The sequence below is a fragment of the Synechocystis sp. PCC 6714 genome (genome assembly GCF_000478825.2).
In the GTDB taxonomy this organism is placed as follows: domain Bacteria; phylum Cyanobacteriota; class Cyanobacteriia; order Cyanobacteriales; family Microcystaceae; genus Synechocystis.
The window spans coordinates 879,782-898,071 of record NZ_CP007542.1 but is presented as its reverse complement, the minus strand read 5'-3'; the positions used below and the strand labels follow the sequence as shown (position 1 = coordinate 898,071).

Genomic DNA, 18,290 nt, shown 5'->3' with positions numbered 1-18,290 from the left:
TTATTGATAATATTTCTTAATAACTTCATTGCACTATGGGGAAGTATTGGAAACTAATCTAGATTATTCCTCCCCATTGAAATGAATGGTCCCCTCCCATCTGTTATGCGATCGCCCTTGTGTTTTCAGGCAAAATCTCCGGTTTATCTCTCATCAGGCCTTGTTTTAGGGGCACTGATTTTATTGGCATGCCTAATCTGCAGTATTCTCCTCGGAGCGGCCCATATTAGTCCCCAAACCGTGTGGCGGGCCCTGTTTCAATTTGACGGTTCCACTGACCATTTAATTATCCGCACTGTACGTTTACCAAGGGCTTTTTTGGCGATCGTGGTGGGGGCGTCCCTAGCCGTGGCTGGGGCTATTAGCCAGGGGTTAACCCGTAATCCCTTAGCAGCCCCCGATATCCTGGGGGTTAATGTGGGCGCAGCCCTAGCTATGGTCTTAGGGTCATTGATCGGTGGTGACGGTGGAAACCACATTGGCTTTGCCTTTGCCGGGGCGGCGGTTACTGCCATGGTTGTCTATTGGTTGGGATCCTTTGGCCGCAGTGGCCTGACCCCCATCAAACTGGTCATTGCCGGTGCCGCGCTATCCTATTTTTTAGGCTCCCTAACCACAGGCATTCTGCTCCTCAGTCAACGCACCCTGGATGATATTCGCTTTTGGTTGGCGGGCTCCCTGGCTGGGCAAGATTTAGACGGTTTACAAACTATTCTTCCCTACACCATCGTTGGGCTGATCGGTGCCTTGACCCTAGGACGACAGTTAACCCTACTAACCTTTGGAGAGGAGGTAGCCAGGGGACTAGGCCTGCAAACGGCCCGGGTCAAACTGGGGGCCGCCAGCATTTTAGTTTTGCTAGCGGGCAGTGCCGTTGCCATTGCCGGGCCCATTGGTTTTGTGGGTTTAGTGGTCCCCCATGTTGTGCGCTTTGGGGTGGGCGTTGATTATCGCTGGATTTTACCCTACGCCATGGTAGTGGGGGGAATTTTTCTTTCCCTAGCTGATATGGCCGCCCGTCTGGTAATTAGTCCCCAAGAATTACCGGTGGGAATTATGACAGCTATGGTGGGGGCCCCATTTTTCATTTACCTTGCCCGCTCACAAATTAAACGATGAAAACCGATCTCCCAACCCTTGGGGCCATTGCCCGAAGCCAACCGTCCGTTAAATGCCTAACCCATGCCAACCCCTAGACCCTGGATTGTTATCCGCCCTCGAATCTTGCCCCTATCCTTTCGCCTTGGGCGCCGTGTGCCGGCGGTGATCGGGGTGCTAAGTGCCCTGGCATTATTGCTATTTATAGTCAATATTAGTTGGGGGGAGTACCCCGTGCCTCCCTTGGCGGTGATGCAAGCAATCTTGGGTCTGTCCCCCAATGCTGACTATGGTTTTGTGGTCAACACCCTGCGATTACCCCGGTCATTGGTGGCATTGCTGGTGGGTATGGGTTTGGCGATGGCCGGTGGTATTTTGCAAGGTTTAACCCGCAATCCCTTAGCAGCTCCGGAGATTATTGGTGTCAATGCTGGAGCTAGTTTGGTAGCTGTTGCCCTAATTGTTTTACTGCCGGGGGTGGATCCATGGCTTTTGCCGGTGGCGGCCTTTTTGGGGGGTTTAGGAGCGGCGATCGCCGTTTATGGTTTGGCCTGGAACCGAGGAAGTTCTCCCCTGCGGCTAATTTTGGTGGGCATTGGCCTAGCGGCACTAGCCTCTGCCCTCACCAGTTTAATGATCACTTTGGGCGAAATTAATATCGTTAGCCAAGCCCTAGTCTGGCTGACTGGCAGTGTCCATGGCCGGGGCTGGGATCATTTATTGCCCCTACTACCTTGGCTCGGGATTTTTATCCCCCTATCCTTTGCTTTAGCCAGGGAATTGGACACCCTAACTTTGGGGGACAATCTGGCCCGGGGATTGGGAAGCCGGGTAGAGGTAATCCGGGGTCTTTTACTAGTCTGCACCGTTGCCCTGGCCGGTTCCTCGGTGGCTACCGCCGGCAATATTGGTTTTGTCGGTTTAATGGCCCCCCACCTTGCCCGTCATTTAGTAGGCCCTTCCCAGGGGGGACTAATGCCCGTTGCGGCCTTGGCCGGTGCCTGCATCACCGAATTGGCAGATCTTCTAGGAAGGTTACTTTTTGCCCCCATTGAAATTCCCTGTGGGGTAATTACGGCGATCGTGGGTGCCCCCTATTTTCTCTGGCTCCTTTACCGTAATCGTCACCAATGACTCTTTCATCTAATATCCATACAATGCCTGATCCCGGCAGCACCGTGGCCATCTCCCCCTACAAACTGACCCTAGCCTACGAGGGTAATCAAATTATTCTAACCCTGGATTTAGTCATTCCCCAGGAAAAAATCTTAGAAAATAATGTGAACGACTCTTTAGCGACCCCATTGCAAATAGTTAATCAGTATCAAAATTATGTATTAAGTTAGTGAATAATAATCATTACCCCCAACCCCCGTCGGGGGCATTAATGGAAGTTGATTTGCAGGAGAATGGTGGGGGAGTGGGGACAAAAACCCTGGATGGCTGGGGAAAAGGCTAAGATTTGTTAATGTCTCCTCCGTTTTGACCCATGACCTTTTCCTCCATTATTCGTCATCTGCAAACTCTCCCCCTGAGCAAAGACCTGCGGGAAAAATTGCAAAAGCGGGGCAACGTGCAACTGAGTGGGCTACCCCGGTTACCGAAAGGCCTAATTGTTTCCAGTTTGGCCCAGTCTCTGGAGAAAAATTTATTGGTCATCACCGCCACGTTGGAGGAAGCGGGGCGCTGGACAGCACAGTTAGAACTGATGGGTTGGCAAACTGTAAATTTTTACCCCACCTCCGAAGCATCTCCCTATGACACTGGGCGGCTCGAATCGGAAATGGTTTGGGGGCAAATGCAAGTGTTGGCAGAATTAATCCAGGGTAAACAGCTGAAGGGCAAGGCGATCATTGCCACAGAAAAAGCTCTGCAACCCCATTTACCGCCTGTGGAAACTTTTCAGCAATATTGCTTGACCCTACAACGGGGTCAGGAAATGGACAGCAAAAGTTTAGAGTTGACCCTGGCTCAATTGGGCTATGAACGGGGGGGAACCGTGGAAACGGAGGGGCAGTGGAGTCGGCGGGGGGACATTGTTGATATTTTTCCCGTATCGGCGGAGCTACCGGTGCGACTGGAGTGGTTCGGCGATGAGCTGGAAAAAGTGCGGGAGTTTGACCCAGCTAGCCAACGTTCCTTGGATAACCTTGCCGGTTTGGTGTTGACCCCCACCAGTTTTGATCAGGTGATTGAACCAGCGTTAAATGCCCAGAATATTGATCTGACGGCTTGGGGAGAAGACCCAGAAACGGAGCAATTATTTGGCAAGGAGGGATTACAACGATTTTTGGGTCTAGCTTTTGCTGAACCCGCTTGCTTACTGGATTATTTACCGACGGAAACCCTCTGTGTGCTAGATGAGCCGGAGCAATGTGCCGCCCACAGTGAAAGGTGGTTTGAGGCGGTGGCCCAGGATTGGCAGGGTTTACAGTTGCCGGATTTGCCCCAGTTGCATCGGGATTTTTCTACCCTTGGCGATCGCCTGAGGGAAAATTTTACCCATATAACCCTGTCGGAAATCCACGAAGTTAATACCGATAGTTTAGATATTTCCGCCCGGCCCATCCCCACCATGCCCCACCAGTTCGCTAAGTTGGCAGAAATTTTACGGGGGAAAAGGGAAATTTATAGCGGTTTGACGTTGGGACAGTACAGTACTTGGTTGATTTCAGCCCAGCCCAGTCGTACTGTTTCTTTATTGCAGGAACATGATTGTGCGGTGCAATTTATTGCTAATCCGAGGGATTATCCCGCCATTGAAAAAAGTCAGATTCAACGGACAGCGGTGGCGCTAAAATATGCCGGCATGGCGGAATTGGAAGGGTTTATTTTACCCACCTTTCGTCTGGTGCTAGTCACGGACCGGGAATTATTTGGACAACATGCCTTAGCCACACCGGAATATGTGCGGAAACGACGGCGGGCTACGTCTAAACAAGTTGATATTAATAAACTTTCCCCTGGGGATTATGTAGTCCACAAAAGCCATGGCATTGGTAAATTCTTAAAGTTGGATGCGTTGGCCAATCGGGAATATTTAATGATCCAATATGCCGACGGTATTTTGCGAGTTCCCGCCGATAGTTTAGACAGTTTATCCCGCTTTCGCCACACGGGCACTAGACCGCCAGAACTGCATAAAATGGGCGGCAAAGTGTGGGAAGCCACCAAAAATAAAGTCCGTAAAGCGGTTAAAAAGCTAGCCGTTGATTTGCTCAACCTTTATGCAAAACGGGCAAAACAGGTGGGTTATGCCTATCCCTCCGATAGTCCTTGGCAACAGGAATTGGAAGATTCCTTCCCCTACCAAGCCACCCCCGATCAGCTAAAAGCAGTACAAGATGTAAAACGGGATTTGGAAGGCGATCGCCCGATGGATCGATTAGTGTGTGGCGATGTGGGTTTTGGCAAAACAGAAGTGGCGGTGCGGGCCATTTTTAAAGCAGTAACTAGTGGCCATAAACAGGTGGCATTACTGGCCCCCACTACGGTGCTCACCCAACAGCATTACCACACTTTAAAAGAAAGATTTGCCCCCTATCCCATCACCATTGGCCTATTAAATCGCTTCCGTACCGCTTCCGAGAAAAAAGAAATTTTAGCCAAATTAAAAAGCGGTGAATTGGATATTGTGGTGGGTACTCAACAGGTACTGGGCACATCGGTAAAATTCAAAGATTTGGGCTTATTAGTCATTGACGAAGAACAGCGGTTTGGGGTTAATCAAAAGGAAAAAATTAAGACATTGAAAACAGAAGTGGACGTGCTAACTTTAACCGCCACCCCCATTCCCCGCACCCTTTATATGTCCCTCTCCGGCATTCGGGAGATGAGTTTAATTACTACACCGCCCCCGTCCCGTCGCCCCATTAAAACCCATTTATCCCCCTACAATCCCGAAGTAATTCGCACCGCTATTCGCAACGAGCTAGACCGGGGTGGCCAGGTTTTTTATGTGGTGCCCCGCATTGAAGGCATTGAAGAACTGGGGGGACAACTACGGCAAATGGTTCCCAGTGCTCGCATTGCCATTGGCCATGGTCAAATGGATGAATCTGAACTGGAAAGTACCATGCTAGCTTTCAACGATGGTGAGGCAGATATTTTAGTCTGTACCACTATCATCGAAGCAGGATTAGATATTCCCCGGGTAAACACAATTATTGTTGAAGATGCCCAAAAATTTGGTTTAGCGCAACTCTATCAACTGCGGGGCCGGGTGGGGCGATCGGGTATTCAAGCCCATGCTTGGTTACTCTATCCCAACCAAAAACAATTAACAGAAAAAGCACGATTAAGACTGCGGGCACTCCAGGAATTTAGCCAACTTGGTTCCGGTTATCAACTGGCCACCAGGGACATGGAAATCCGGGGCGTAGGTAATCTTTTGGGGGCAGAACAGTCGGGGCAAATGGAGGCGATCGGGTACGAATTTTATATGGAAATGTTGCAGGATGCGATTAAGGAAATCCAGGGCCAGGAAATTCCCAAAGTGGAAGATACCCAAATAGATTTACCCCTCACGGCCTTTATTCCCAGCGATTACATTCCCGATTTAGAAGAAAAAATGGCTGCTTATCGCCGTATTACTAGTATTGATTCCCTTGATGAATTACCGAAAATTGCCTTGGATTGGGGCGATCGGTATGGTATGTTACCAAGTCCGGTGGAGCAATTATTTAAAGTGGTGAAGCTGAAACATCTGGCTAAGTCTTTAGGCTTTTCTCGCATTAAAGTGGAGGGCAAACAAAATCTTGTCTTGGAAACTCCCATGGAGGAGCCTGCTTGGAAATTATTGGCGGAAAATTTGCCCACCCATCTCCAGTCCCGCTTTGTTTACAGTGCAAAAAAAGTGGTGGTGCGGGGTTTAGGAGTGTTGACCCCGGCTAAGCAAATGGATAATTTAATTGATTGGTTTGGCAAAATGCAAGGGGCTTTACCGGAGACAAAAATGGAAACTTTAGTGGGCAAATAGCCTTCAGTAAAATATTAAAAACTTGACGTGAATGACGTAAAAACTGTCAAATATTTTTTGATTTCTATAATTTCTACAAAGGGTGGTTGTTAGGTTGCAAAACGGATTGATGGGCAAAGTGTATTTAGTCGGAGCGGGGCCTGGGGATCCCGGCTTGATGACCATTAAGGGTAAAGGTCTGTTGGAGAATGCTGAGGCGGTGGTCTATGACGCCCTCGTAAGTCCAGCTATTTTAGCGATGGTTAATCCCCAAGCCGAATTAATTGATGCAGGTAAAAGGCGGGGCAGACACACCAAGTTACAGTCAGAAACCACACAGTTATTGGCACAATTGGCTGAAAAACACGCTGTAGTGGTGCGCCTGAAAGGGGGAGATCCTTTCATTTTTGGCCGGGGGGGGGAAGAAATGGAGGATCTAGTCAAAGCCGGCATTGACGTGGAGGTGGTGCCGGGCATTACAGCGGGCATTGCGGCTCCCGCCTATGCTCAAATTCCTCTCACCCATCGCAACTACAGTTCTTCTGTCACTTTTGTCACGGGCCATGAAGCGGCGGGGAAATATCGACCGGAGGTGAATTGGGCGGCGATCGCCAGGGGATCGGAGACCATTGTGATTTATATGGGGGTGTATAGTTTGGCTACTATTTTGCCCCAATTGATGGCGGCGGGGTTGGGAAAAGATACCCCCATTGCCCTGATCCGGTGGGGAACCTGTCCAGAACAACAGGAACTGGTGGGCACTTTTGCCACCATTTTGGCCCAGATCGAAGCAGAAAATTTTCAAGCCCCGGCGATCGTGGTCATCGGGGCGGTGGTGAATTATCCGGCTAATCTCCGTCAGCAATTGCAACCCATGTTAAGCAACCTGTAGCTTTTTGAGCTTAACTAAACTAATTACTAATTCGGTTGGGTTTCACTGTAGGCAGGGAAAAGATCCCGGGGGAAATCCTCCGCCGCTAGACAAGTATTCATGGCCTTTTGGGGCGTGAAATCGGAAACTTCCCGACTCAGGGCCAGAACACATTCCGAATGGCGGCCGGGCAGTAAACTTTGGCGGCAGGTGTTAAGGGCGGCCATGGTGACATCTTCTCCTTCTGGGGAACGATTCCGTCCCACTACGCCCCGGTCAATGTCCACCACACAATTGCCTAAATCCACCGGGCGGCGCACTTGGAAACAGGATTGCAAAGCTACAATGCCGGTGATGTTGGTGTTACGGCTAATCATATTGACGCATTGGGACATTTCCTTGGGGATAATGGCCTGGGAACAACCGGAAGCAGCCGCGTCATCACTGACTCCATTTCTCTTCAGTTCCGTTACACAAACATCAAACTGGTTCCAGTCCCCAGCTACGGCGGCGATCGGGGCAAAAACCATGCCACTGGCCATCAACAAGCCACAACCAATGGGGGCAAAGGGACGACGGAGTAGTTGAAAATAATTTTTAAAACTTTTGGAATTATGTTGAGAGCCGTTAGAACCGATAGAGCTAAGCATACGGGTTAACACCAAGACTGAATTGACACCATCACCAGACCACTGGATTGTAATCAGAGTTGCAAAGAAGATCAAGCCGCTGGGGCCACTCCAGGGGGTTGTTGGCTGTGGATATCAACCCGTAGAAAGTGAACGCACAGCAGAAGAGTAATCACGGTCTTCCACAGTTTCATCTAACGGTGCAATGCCTGCTAATCTATGGGGAGGTTATTTGCCCTTGTTCCTGCTCCGATTATTCCCCATTCCGAGAGATTAATGTTGACTGATAACCGCTTGGGAGAAGCGACCTTGTCCCCATCTATCCATCCAACGGCCATCATCCATCCCCAAGCCCAGTTACATGCCACAGTTCAGGTGGGGGCTTTTAGTGTGATTGGGGAGAAAGTCACTATTGGCGCTAATACGGTCATCGGTCCCCATGTGGTGGTGGAAGGACCCACGGAAATTGGTACGGGTAATCGAATTTTTCCCGGTGCAGTGATCGGTTGTGAACCCCAGGATTTGAAATATAAGGGCGGAGAAAGCTGGGTTAAAATCGGCAACGATAACCAAATTAGGGAATATGTCACCATTAACCGGGCGACGGAAGAGGGGGCTGTGACCCGTATTGGCGATCGCAATTTGCTAATGGCCTATGCCCATGTGGCCCACAATTGTGTGATCGAAAATGAAGTAATCATCGCCAACTCTGTAGCTTTAGCAGGGCACATCTACATCGAATCCCAGGCAAGAATCAGTGGTGTTTTGGGTGTACACCAATTTGTCCACATTGGCCGGTTGGCCATGGTGGGGGGCATGAGTCGCATTGAAAGGGATGTGCCTCCTTTCACCATTGTTGAAGGCAATCCTTCCCGGGTGCGTTCCCTCAATTTAATTGGCCTGCAACGTTCCGGCATGTCAGCGGAGGATTTGAGTGCGTTAAAACAGGCTTTTCGCTTGATTTACCGTTCCAATACCCCCTACCAACAGGCTTTAGAAGAGTTGGGGCGATCGGCCGCCCATCCCTACGTGCAACATTTCCAACGCTTTTTGCAGCAATCTAGCTACGATGAGGGGCGACGAGGCCCTATTCCCGGCAAAAAGTAGGTCAGTGCCATTGTTATGACCGGATCCCATTTGTTGGTTAATCTTTCTTTTTTATTGGCCCAACCGACGGGATTGAGTGTCTATGCTGGCAATGTTTTTCCCCATCTCAAACCCCTCAAGCCAACGCTACTAACTTCCCAGTTGGTGGCGGATTTTCCCTGCCAAACTGTACCGAATAATCTCACCCCAGCCCAGGGCAGTCGGGGCCATTTTAATCGCTTAGTTTGGACCCAGTTTCAGCTAACAAAACTCTACCGACAGTTGAAGGGTTCGTTGCTTTTTTCCCCCATCCCGGAGGCTCCACTTTGGGCTGATTGTCGCACAGTGGTTATGGTGCATGATTTGATTCCCCTCCGGTTTCCCAACTGGAAGTCACCCCTGACTAGCTATTGCAAGTTTTATCTGCCTTTGGTGCTAGGGCAAGCAGAACATATTTTGTGTAATTCCCAAGCAACGGCCGATGATGTGATTGACTACTTCGGGATTTCTGCTAATAAAATAACCCCGATCGCCTTGGGATATGACCGGCAACATTTCCAACTGGGGCAAGACGATTTAGCCCAAAGGAGGAATCCCTATTTTCTGTTTGTGGGCCGCCATGATCCCCATAAGAATGTGGGCAGGATCATCCGAGCCTTTGCTCAATTTGTGCAAAATATCAACGTCCGGGACATTGACTTGATTCTGGCCGGCCCCACCGATCGCCGTTACACTCCCAAATTAATGGCCTTGGCGGCAGAATTGGGGGTTGAGACCCAAGTACATTGTTTAGACTACGTTAGCTATGATCAACTGCGACAACTTTACCGTCAGGCGATCGCCCTGGTGTTTCCCTCTTTATGGGAGGGATTCGGTTTTCCGGTGCTGGAATCCATGGCCTGTGGCACTGTAGTTATTACTTCTTCCATTTCTTCCTTGCCAGAAGTAGGGGGCGATGCCGTTCTATTGGTCGATCCCTACAGCATTCAAGAGATTTACCAAGGGATGGAGCACGTCTGGAAGGATGAAAATTTGCGGCAACATCTGCAACAAAAGAGCTTAGCCAAGGCAAAGGAATTTTCCTGGGAAAAAACCGGTAATTTAACGATGGAAGTCTTGGCCAAATACCTCTAAGCCGGGCTCAACGGCGACGGGGCAAACGTCTCTATCCCCAGGAGCGCAATATCCTATAATTGGGTGGTTGGCACGGCTCCACGCCTCGGATTTGAGTGAATTTGATTTGGCCAGTGTTGTCACAGCCGAAATTGCCCTGGAAAACTTGATTCTGCTCCGGTTTTCACTGGGGGCAAAGGTCCACCCTACCCTTGTTTTGCCATTTTGCCCATGTCTAGCAACGCCATTAGCCAGCTTCAGCCCGCCGACAAAAGGGATGTCATTGTTTACCAGCCCTACTACCCAGACAAAAATAAACAGAAGTTACTACCATTGCCCCTTGCTCTTTATCAATTGGGGCAGGTGGAGGGGGCTCGGCGCATCGAGGGGGGCGAGAATCTCTCCTTTGTAGCCACTTGGTTTGTATCCCGTTTACCGTCGGAGTTAACCCGGTGTCGCATGCAATTCGATGGGCAAGCGGATTTGAGTTATGAAATGACTGTCCTTAATTCGGAATTTATGGACTATTTGATTGACTTAATTGCAGGGTACGAAGAAAACAAAAGCATTGATTTTCCCCAAAACTTTTACCGTAAACTTTTACGATTGGATGACGCTTCCTCGGTCTAGCCCATGGGATGGGGTGGGGATTAACTTCCTTCGTCACCATTAATCAACCTGATTATCTGGGCAATTGACTGCATAGTGGGACTCCGTTAAAACCCCTATTTCCAACTCCCATAAAATATTGAACAGACATTAAACACTCGGTATCGGTCAAGCCAGTTTTTAACTTTAAATCAGTCAAACAGTTCAGTTTTTCCGCCTAGTCCATTAGTTCATATAGTTAGGAGCGTTCCAGTGGTCAATTCACCCCAATGTTTATTAGTCGGGTCTTTGGAGCCCTATAGCGGCAAGTCAGGAATTATCCTTGGTTTGGCTCGACTTTTGCAACAACAGGGAATGGCGATCGCCTACGGCAAACCCATTGGCACAGCCATGACTAAGGCGGCGGCGGAATTGGAAGAGGCGGACATTGAATTTATTAGCCAGAGCTTGGAGTTGGCACCGGCCCAAGTCCGTAAACCGTTGGTATTTTTGGATGAAGATACCATCAACCGACGATTGAAGGGGGACGATAAAACTAACTATGCGGAAGCGCTCCAGGCATCCATTCAGGATTTAAAAGCGGATTTGGTGTTACTGGAAGGTCCTGGTAATCTCTGGGAGGGTAGTCTCTTTGGACTTTCTTTTTCCGAGTTGGCGGCCAAAATTAACGCGGCAGTTCTGCTGGTGGGTCGCTATCATTCTCCCTTAGTGGTGGATGGCCTGCTCAAAGCCCGACAAACCCTGGGGGATAGCCTCAAAGGGGTCGTAATTAATGACATTCCCCTGGAGGCATTGACGGAGACAAAGGATTTGGTCAAACCCTTTTTGGAAAGTCAGGGCATCCCAGTGCTTGGGCTGTTGGCGGAGGATCGTCTACTTAGAAGCGTAAGTGTGCGGGAACTGGCCCATCAGTTGAACGCCAAGGTGCTCTGCAGTGAAGACCATTTGGATTTGATGGTGGAGAGCCTCACCATTGGAGCAATGAACGTCAACTCTGCCCTGGAATATTTCCGTCAAGGGGAAAACAAAGCTGTGGTTACCGGCGGCGATCGTACCGATTTGCAATTAGCGGCCCTGGAAACCTCCACCAGTTGCCTAATTCTGACTGGCCATGCGGGCCCCCAACCTTTAATCATTAGTCGGGCCAAGGACTTGGAAATCCCCATTCTTTCGGTCAACCAAGATACCCTCACCACTGTGGAAATTGTTGACCAAGCCTTTGGCAATGTGCGTCTCCAAGAACCGGTTAAAGTGCAGTGCATTCAACAATTAATGGCCACCCATTTTGATCTGAAAGCTTTTCAAGCGGTGATGGCCAAGCTTTAGTTCCGCTTATTTGTACTCATAAAAATTGTGCAACGGAAACTGCTTCATCATTGGCGAATAAATAGTCCAAAAAAGTTTGAGAAACAATCGATAACTGCTTAGCTTTTTGGTAAACAATATACCAATGTTTTTGCAGGGGAAAACCTTCCACATCTAGTACTGCCAGGGGGCCATTGAGTCCTTCCAATGCCAGAGAGTATAAGGATAAAATCGAGATTCCTAAGCCACCATACACCGCTTGCTTGATGGCTTCATTACTGCTGATTTCCATTTCCACATTCATTGTTAAGCGATTTTCATCGAAAAATTCCTCCACTGCCATTCTCGTGCCAGAGCCGGATTCCCGCATAATTAATGGTTCCTCAATCAACCTTACCAAAGAAATTTTCTTTTCGTTAACCAAGGGATGCTGGCGGGGAGCAATGACCACCAGGGGATTCTCTAAAAAGTGACGAATATTGATATCAAGATTAGAAGGTGGTTTACCCAAAAAATACAAATCGTCTAAGTTATTAGCCAAACGCTCCAAAATTTGTTGACGATTGCCAATTTGTAAAGAGATTGAAATGCCTGGATATTGTTGACGAAATTCTCCCAAAAGTCTTGGCACGAAATATTTACCGGTGGTGATGGTTGCTAGGCGTAAATGACCCTTTTTCATGCCCTGGAGGTCGGCAATCACTTCCTGCAATTGATCCAGACAAACACCAATATTGCGGCTAGCCTTTAAAACCGCTTGCCCCGCTTCAGTTAAATAAATTTTTCGGCCAATTTGTTCATACAAGGGCACTCCGATCGCCCTGGTGAGTTGCTTCATCTGCTGGGAAACGGTGGGCTGGGTCAGGAATAACTCCTCCGCCGCCTTGGTGAAACTGCCTGTTCTGGCGATCGCCGCAAAGACTTCGAACTGATGGAGAGTGGCATTTTTCATGGCCGACGTTTTTATAGATAGATTCTATTGATTATATATAAAATTGGATCTTTATCTATTTTTATCTTTCCTTAATAATCTAAACATTCAAGTCCCCTTGGATTAGTCATTGTCCTCGGGCAGACAGTCTCAAGCGTCCTCTGGTTTACCTAGCCTAGGAGCCCCAGTGCTCTTCTGTGAACCAGGGATATCCATGGCGCTTATCACCATATTCTGTCTGCCTTTTTTCATAGAAAATATCAATCAAAATTATGGGTTCTCTCAATCGACGCAAATTCCTAATCACCTCCGCAGCCTCTGCCACAGGGGCTTTATTTCTGAAAGGTTGCATGGGCAATCCCCCCGATACAACGGGAGCGGGAAGTACCGCCAGTCCATCTCCAGGTACCACCCCAACTGCATTGACCCCAGAAACCACCCCGGAAACCACCGCAGTCAAATTAGGCTTTATCCCCATTTTTGAGTCGGTACCCCTGATTATTGCCAAAGAAAAGGGCTTTTTTGCCAAATATGGCATGGCAGACGTGGAAATTTCCAAACAGGCCAACTGGGGAGCTGCTCGGGATAACGTGGAAATTGGTTCCGCTGGGGGGGGCATTGATGGGGGCCAGTGGCAAATGCCCATGCCCTATCTAATTAGTGAAGGATTAATCACTAAAAATAATGTCAAAGTCCCCATGTATGTGTTGGCCATGCTTTGTACCCAGGGCAACGGCATTGCGATCGCCAAAAATCAGACTGGGAAAAACATCGGTTTAGACACCAGTAAAGCCAAAGATTACATCACTGGTCTAAAAGCCGCGGGAACTCCTTTCCGGGCCGCCTACACTTTCCCCAAAGTAAACCAGGACTTTTGGATCCGTTACTGGCTGGCCGCTGGGGGCATTGATCCCGACACCGAAGTCAGTCTGCTGACCGTACCGGCCGCCCAAACCGTGGCCAACATGAAAACCGGTTCCATGGACGGCTTCAGCACCGGAGACCCTTGGCCCGCCAGGATTGTCAAAGACGAGATTGGTTTTATGGCCGCCATCACCGCTGAAATTTGGCCTTCCCACCCGGAAGAATACCTCGCCATCCGGGCCGACTGGGTAGATCAAAATCCTAAAGCTACTAAAGCCTTACTTAAGGGAGTGATGGAAGCCCAACAGTGGTGTGACCAACAGAGCAACCGAGCTGAATTGGCCCAAATTGTTTCCGGTGCCCAATACTTTAACGTGCCCGCCACCATTTTAGAGCCAATGTTAATGGGCAATTATGTCATGGGAGATGGCAAACCGGATATCAATGATTACAAAAAAGCCGTCCAATATTGGAAAACCGATAAAGGCAATGTTTCCTATCCCTATAAGAGCCTTGATTTATGGTTCTTAACCGAAAGTGTGCGCTGGGGCTTCCTGCCACAAAATACCCTGGATACGGCCCAGGCTTTGATCGACAAAGTAAATCGTTCTGATCTATGGAAAGAAGCGGCCCAGGAAGGGGGCATAGCAGCAGCGGATATTCCCACCAGTGATTCCCGTGGGGTGGAAACCTTCTTTGATGGAATAACTTTTGATCCCGCCAATCCTAAAGCTTATTTAGATAGCTTGAAAATCAAAAAACTCGCCTAAAGCTTTTAATTAGCTTGCTCAATTATCGGACAATAAACTATTTACCTTGAGGAACTAAAATGACTATCAGCGTCAGAAAATCCCGCCCTGCAAATAACAATTTCAATAAAATTTGGCGCAAATATGAGGACAATATTATTCCTCCCATTGTGGGTATTTTAGGTTTTCTTTTAGTTTGGCAATTAGCATCGGTCATTGGCTTAATTAAACTGCCTCCTCCTACGGATTTAATTACTAATGAACGGACTCGGGTTTATTTAATGTATCCCTTTTTTAACCGGGGAGGCACCGATGTCGGTCTATTTTGGCAAGCTATGGCCAGTTTGCAACGGGTTTTAATTGGCTATAGTTTAGCTGCCATCGTGGGCATCAGTTTGGGGATTTTGGTAGGACTGAATGTCTTTCTTAATAAAGCTCTGGATCCACTATTTCAGTTTTTGCGTACCGTTCCTCCCCTAGCTTGGGTTCCCCTAGCTTTAGCCGCTCTCCAGCAGAATCAACCAGCGGCATTATTCGTTATTTTTATCACCGCAGTATGGCCAATTTTAATTAATACAGCGGTGGGAGTTCAACAAATTCCCCAGGACTACATTAATGTGCGTAAGGTCCTGCGCCTATCACCGAATAAATTTTTCTTCAAAATCTTAATTCCGTCAGCCTTACCCTACATTTTCACTGGTTTACGCATTGCCATTGGTTTGGCTTGGTTGGCAATTATTGCGGCGGAAATTGTTATGTCTGGCATTGTCGGTATTGGTTTCTTCATCTGGGATTCTTACCAAAATAATTACATTAGCGACATCATTCTGGCGTTGATTTACATCGGAGCTATTGGTCTAATTCTTGACCGCTTTATGGCTTGGTTACAAACTTTAATTGTGCGGGATTAGATGATGGCCACAGTGATAATTGGGTGAAATAGATTAACCCATTTCTTTGAAGGTAATACCAACTATTACAGTTGTGGTCAGAGATTTTTGATTATTGAATATTGATTGGAGACAAAGTCATGGGTGTTTTTGTTGCAGTTGAGCAAATTGATAAGGTTTTTTCCCTCAGCAATGGCGGTGAATACATCGCCCTTAAAGGGATCAATTTAGAAATTAAAAAGGGGGAATTTGTTTCCCTCATTGGCCACTCCGGCTGTGGTAAGTCAACTTTGCTTAATATGATTGCGGGGTTAGATTTACCCAGTGAAGGCATTGTTACCCTGGAAGGTAAGCGGATCAGCCAACCCGGCCCGGATAAAATGGTAATTTTCCAAAATTATTCTCTTCTGCCCTGGTTGACGGTTAAGCAAAATATTGCGCTGGCGGTGGATGAGGTAATGAAGGGGGCATCGGCGGCGGAACGAAAGGCCATTGTCGAAGAACATATTAATTTGGTGGGTCTAGGTCATGCGGTGGATAAACGGCCCGGTGAATTGTCCGGGGGCATGAAGCAACGGGTGGCGATCGCCAGGGCTTTGGCCATTCGACCCAAATTATTGTTACTGGATGAACCCTTTGGGGCGCTGGATGCATTGACCAGGGGCAATTTGCAGGAACAATTAATGCGAATTTGTGAACAGTATCAAGTCACGGCGGTAATGGTTACCCACGATGTGGACGAAGCAGTGTTGCTCTCGGATCGGATTGTGATGCTAACCAATGGCCCCGAATCGAATATTGGTGGCATTTTGGATGTGGATATTCCCCGCCCCCGCAAACGTATGGAAGTGGTGGAACATCCCAGTTATTACAGCCTCCGCAGTGAAATTATTTACTTCCTCAATCAACAAAAACGGATTAAAAAGTTACGGGCGAAAAAAACCACGGCGATCGCCAGGCATGGATTGGAAAAGGTCAATTTGGAATTGGGCTATGTGCCCTTGGTGGCCTGTGCGCCCCTGGTGGTGGCCCAGGAAAAGGGATTTTTCGCCAAACATGGGTTGGATGAGGTCAGCCTAGTGCGGGAAACCAGTTGGCGGGGCATTGTAGACGGCATTGCCGGAGGCCATTTGGATGCGGCCCAAATGCCGGCCGGGATGCCCACCTGGTTAACCACAGGGGGTTATCGGGAACAATCTATTCCCGTAGTGAGCGCTTTGACCATGACCCGCAACGGTAACGCCATCACCCTCAGTCGAAAATTGTACGACCAGGGCATTTATACCGCTGAGGACTTTCGCCAACTATTGCTGACCTCCGATGGCGATGCCGAAGGCACACTGCGTGCCCGCCATACCCTGGGCATGGTGCATCCTTCTTCTATGCACAATCTACTGTTGCGCTATTGGTTGGCCGCCCACAACATTGACCCGGATCGGGACGTAACCTTAAAAACCATTCCCCCCGCCCAGATGGTGGCAGATCTGAAAGCCGGGAGCATTGACGGCTATTGTGTCAGCGAACCCTGGAATCTCCGGGCCTCCATGGAGGGGGTGGGCTTTAGCATTGCCACCGATTTGGAAATTTGGCAGAATCACCCTGGCAAGGTTTTGGGAGTCAAGGAAGATTGGGCGATCGCCTACCCCAATACCCACGTCGCTTTGGTTAAAGCCCTGTTGGAAGCCTGTGCCTACTGCGCCGATCCCAACCATGAACCAGAAATTCGGGCATTGCTGGCGGGTCGTCAATACCTCAGCACTAATATTGATTACATTCACCTGGGCGATCCGGAAGGGCGCACCTGTAGCCTCGGTAACCCCGTGGATTATGCCCACCATCTTTTCTTTGGCGATCAAGTCAATCGTCCCATCCGCACCGAACATCTTTGGATGATGACCCAAATGGCCCGCTGGGGCGAGATTCCCTTTCCCCGCAACTGGGTGGAAATTTTGGAGCGGGTCTGTCGAGTGGGGGTATTTAGCACCGCCGCCCGGGAATTGGGCTACGAAGTGAATTATCAACGGCAACCGATCGCCCTTTTTGACGGGGAAATATTTAACGCCGATGACCCCATTGCCTACCTCAATCACACCGCTATTCATAACAACTTCACCATTGCCGAAGTCCACCTCAGCAATCCCAGTTATCCCCCCATCGCCGCCTAGCTCAGGGCTGTTATGAGGACAATGAAAATGCCCTCCGTCGAACCAGTGCCACCGCAGCTTGGGGCCATTGAAGACTTTTCAGATCACTAATTAGCTTCTGTTTACCGAGATTACGCCATGCAAACCACCATTTCCCAAACTTCCATGGATCCATCCTTCCAGAGCGCACAGCCCAACCAGTACCATTCCTTTATCACCATTGAAAACGTTTCTAAAGTTTACGCCACCACCAAAGGCCCCTATACAGTCCTGGAAAATGTCAATCTCAGCGTCAATGAAGGGGAATTTATCTGTGTGATCGGCCACTCCGGTTGCGGCAAATCCACCCTACTTAATATGGTGTCTGGTTTTTCCCAACCCACCGCAGGGGTGGTCCAGGTCGGCGGTAAAGTGATCAGTGAGCCCGGCCCCGATCGCATGGTGGTGTTCCAAAATTACGCCCTCTTACCCTGGTTAAGCGCCTTGGAAAACGTTTACATTGCTGTCGATGCAGTGCACCCCCAGAAAACAGAAGCGGAAAAGCGGGCGATCGCCAAGGACCATTTAGCCATGGTGGGATTAACCGATGCCATGGACAAAAAACCGGGGCAGATCTCCGGCGGCATGAAGCAACGGGTTTCCATTGCCCGGGCCCTGGCCATTCGTCCCCAGGTACTAATTTTGGACGAACCCTTCGGAGCGTTGGATGCCATCACCAAGGAGGAATTGCAGGAAGAGTTACTGCAAATTTGGAATGAGCACCGCTGCACAGTGTTAATGATCACCCACGACATTGACGAAGCTTTATTCCTAGCCGATCGCCTAGTGATGATGACCAATGGGCCCCATGCCAACATTGGGGAAATTATGACCATTCCTTTTCCTCGGCCGAGGGACCGGGACCGCATCATGGAAGACCCCACCTATTATCAGTTACGGAACTACGCCCTCGATTTTCTCTATAACCGTTTCGCCCACGACGATGTGGCTTAGAGTCAACAAATCAAGTTGTAAATCCCCCCTTAAGGCTTTGGGGGGAAACCA

General features: G+C 49.0%; 15 protein-coding genes. 13 read left to right on the top strand and 2 right to left on the bottom strand.

The window, feature by feature from the left end; all coding sequences use genetic code 11:
- The first annotated feature begins 183 nt into the window (after positions 1-183).
- The 5 genes from D082_RS04010 to cobA all read left to right on the top strand — a co-directional run bounded on the left by D082_RS04010 (position 184) and on the right by cobA (position 6,947).
- Positions 184-1,119, top strand: coding sequence for a FecCD family ABC transporter permease (locus D082_RS04010; RefSeq protein WP_369796134.1), 936 nt, complete (start codon positions 184-186; stop codon positions 1,117-1,119).
- A gap of 63 nt (positions 1,120-1,182) precedes the next feature.
- A complete protein-coding gene (locus tag D082_RS04005) occupies positions 1,183-2,232 on the top strand; it encodes an iron ABC transporter permease (RefSeq protein ID WP_038530174.1) in 1,050 nt (349 codons plus the stop codon).
- Positions 2,229-2,444: a hypothetical protein gene (locus D082_RS04000; RefSeq protein ID WP_028949036.1), complete on the top strand. Its 216-nt coding sequence runs from the start codon at positions 2,229-2,231 to the stop codon at positions 2,442-2,444. Before D082_RS04005 ends, D082_RS04000 begins: the two co-directional genes overlap by 4 nt.
- 143 nt (positions 2,445-2,587) lie before the next feature.
- Positions 2,588-6,076 carry a transcription-repair coupling factor gene (gene mfd / locus D082_RS03995; RefSeq protein WP_028949037.1) on the top strand — a complete coding sequence of 1,163 codons (3,489 nt, stop codon included), beginning with the start codon at positions 2,588-2,590 and terminating at the stop codon, positions 6,074-6,076.
- A gap of 82 nt (positions 6,077-6,158) precedes the next feature.
- Positions 6,159-6,947: a uroporphyrinogen-III C-methyltransferase gene (gene cobA, locus D082_RS03990; protein ID WP_028949038.1), complete on the top strand. Its 789-nt coding sequence runs from the start codon at positions 6,159-6,161 to the stop codon at positions 6,945-6,947.
- A 26-nt stretch (positions 6,948-6,973) separates the two neighbouring features.
- Here the strand turns inward: cobA and D082_RS03985 are convergent, their stop codons facing one another.
- Positions 6,974-7,576: a hypothetical protein gene (locus tag D082_RS03985; protein ID WP_238546824.1), complete on the bottom strand. Its 603-nt coding sequence runs from the start codon at positions 7,574-7,576 to the stop codon at positions 6,974-6,976.
- 198 nt (positions 7,577-7,774) lie between these two features.
- Between D082_RS03985 and lpxA the strand changes: the two genes are divergently transcribed.
- From lpxA to D082_RS03965, 4 genes are all read left to right on the top strand, one after another.
- Complete coding sequence (gene lpxA, locus D082_RS03980) at positions 7,775-8,662, top strand: acyl-ACP--UDP-N-acetylglucosamine O-acyltransferase (RefSeq protein WP_081857605.1); 888 nt, start codon at positions 7,775-7,777, stop codon at positions 8,660-8,662.
- Between the two features lie 15 nt (positions 8,663-8,677).
- Positions 8,678-9,775, top strand: coding sequence for a glycosyltransferase family 1 protein (locus tag D082_RS03975; RefSeq protein ID WP_028949041.1), 1,098 nt, complete (start codon positions 8,678-8,680; stop codon positions 9,773-9,775).
- Between the two features lie 210 nt (positions 9,776-9,985).
- Positions 9,986-10,384 carry a type IV pilus biogenesis protein EbsA gene (gene ebsA / locus D082_RS03970; RefSeq protein ID WP_028949042.1) on the top strand — a complete coding sequence of 133 codons (399 nt, stop codon included), beginning with the start codon at positions 9,986-9,988 and terminating at the stop codon, positions 10,382-10,384.
- 231 nt (positions 10,385-10,615) lie between these two features.
- Positions 10,616-11,689 (top strand): phosphotransacetylase family protein, encoded by a 1,074-nt coding sequence (locus tag D082_RS03965; RefSeq protein WP_028949043.1) that lies wholly within the window; start codon positions 10,616-10,618, stop codon positions 11,687-11,689.
- Positions 11,690-11,705: 16 nt separating this feature from the next.
- Here the strand turns inward: D082_RS03965 and D082_RS03960 are convergent, their stop codons facing one another.
- On the bottom strand, positions 11,706-12,620 hold the full coding sequence (locus tag D082_RS03960; RefSeq protein ID WP_028949044.1) for a LysR family transcriptional regulator: 915 nt from the start codon (positions 12,618-12,620) through the stop codon (positions 11,706-11,708).
- A gap of 251 nt (positions 12,621-12,871) precedes the next feature.
- On the opposite strand from D082_RS03960, the gene D082_RS03955 reads away from it, so the two are divergent.
- The 4 genes from D082_RS03955 (at position 12,872) to D082_RS03940 (ending at position 18,239) form a co-directional block, all read left to right on the top strand.
- Positions 12,872-14,233: a CmpA/NrtA family ABC transporter substrate-binding protein gene (locus D082_RS03955; protein WP_028949045.1), complete on the top strand. Its 1,362-nt coding sequence runs from the start codon at positions 12,872-12,874 to the stop codon at positions 14,231-14,233.
- 59 nt (positions 14,234-14,292) lie between these two features.
- Complete coding sequence (gene ntrB / locus D082_RS03950) at positions 14,293-15,123, top strand: nitrate ABC transporter permease (protein WP_028949046.1); 831 nt, start codon at positions 14,293-14,295, stop codon at positions 15,121-15,123.
- A gap of 119 nt (positions 15,124-15,242) precedes the next feature.
- On the top strand, positions 15,243-17,267 hold the full coding sequence (locus D082_RS03945; protein ID WP_028949047.1) for a nitrate ABC transporter ATP-binding protein: 2,025 nt from the start codon (positions 15,243-15,245) through the stop codon (positions 17,265-17,267).
- Positions 17,268-17,384: 117 nt separating this feature from the next.
- Positions 17,385-18,239: a nitrate ABC transporter ATP-binding protein gene (locus tag D082_RS03940; protein ID WP_028949048.1), complete on the top strand. Its 855-nt coding sequence runs from the start codon at positions 17,385-17,387 to the stop codon at positions 18,237-18,239.
- Positions 18,240-18,290 lie beyond the last annotated feature (51 nt).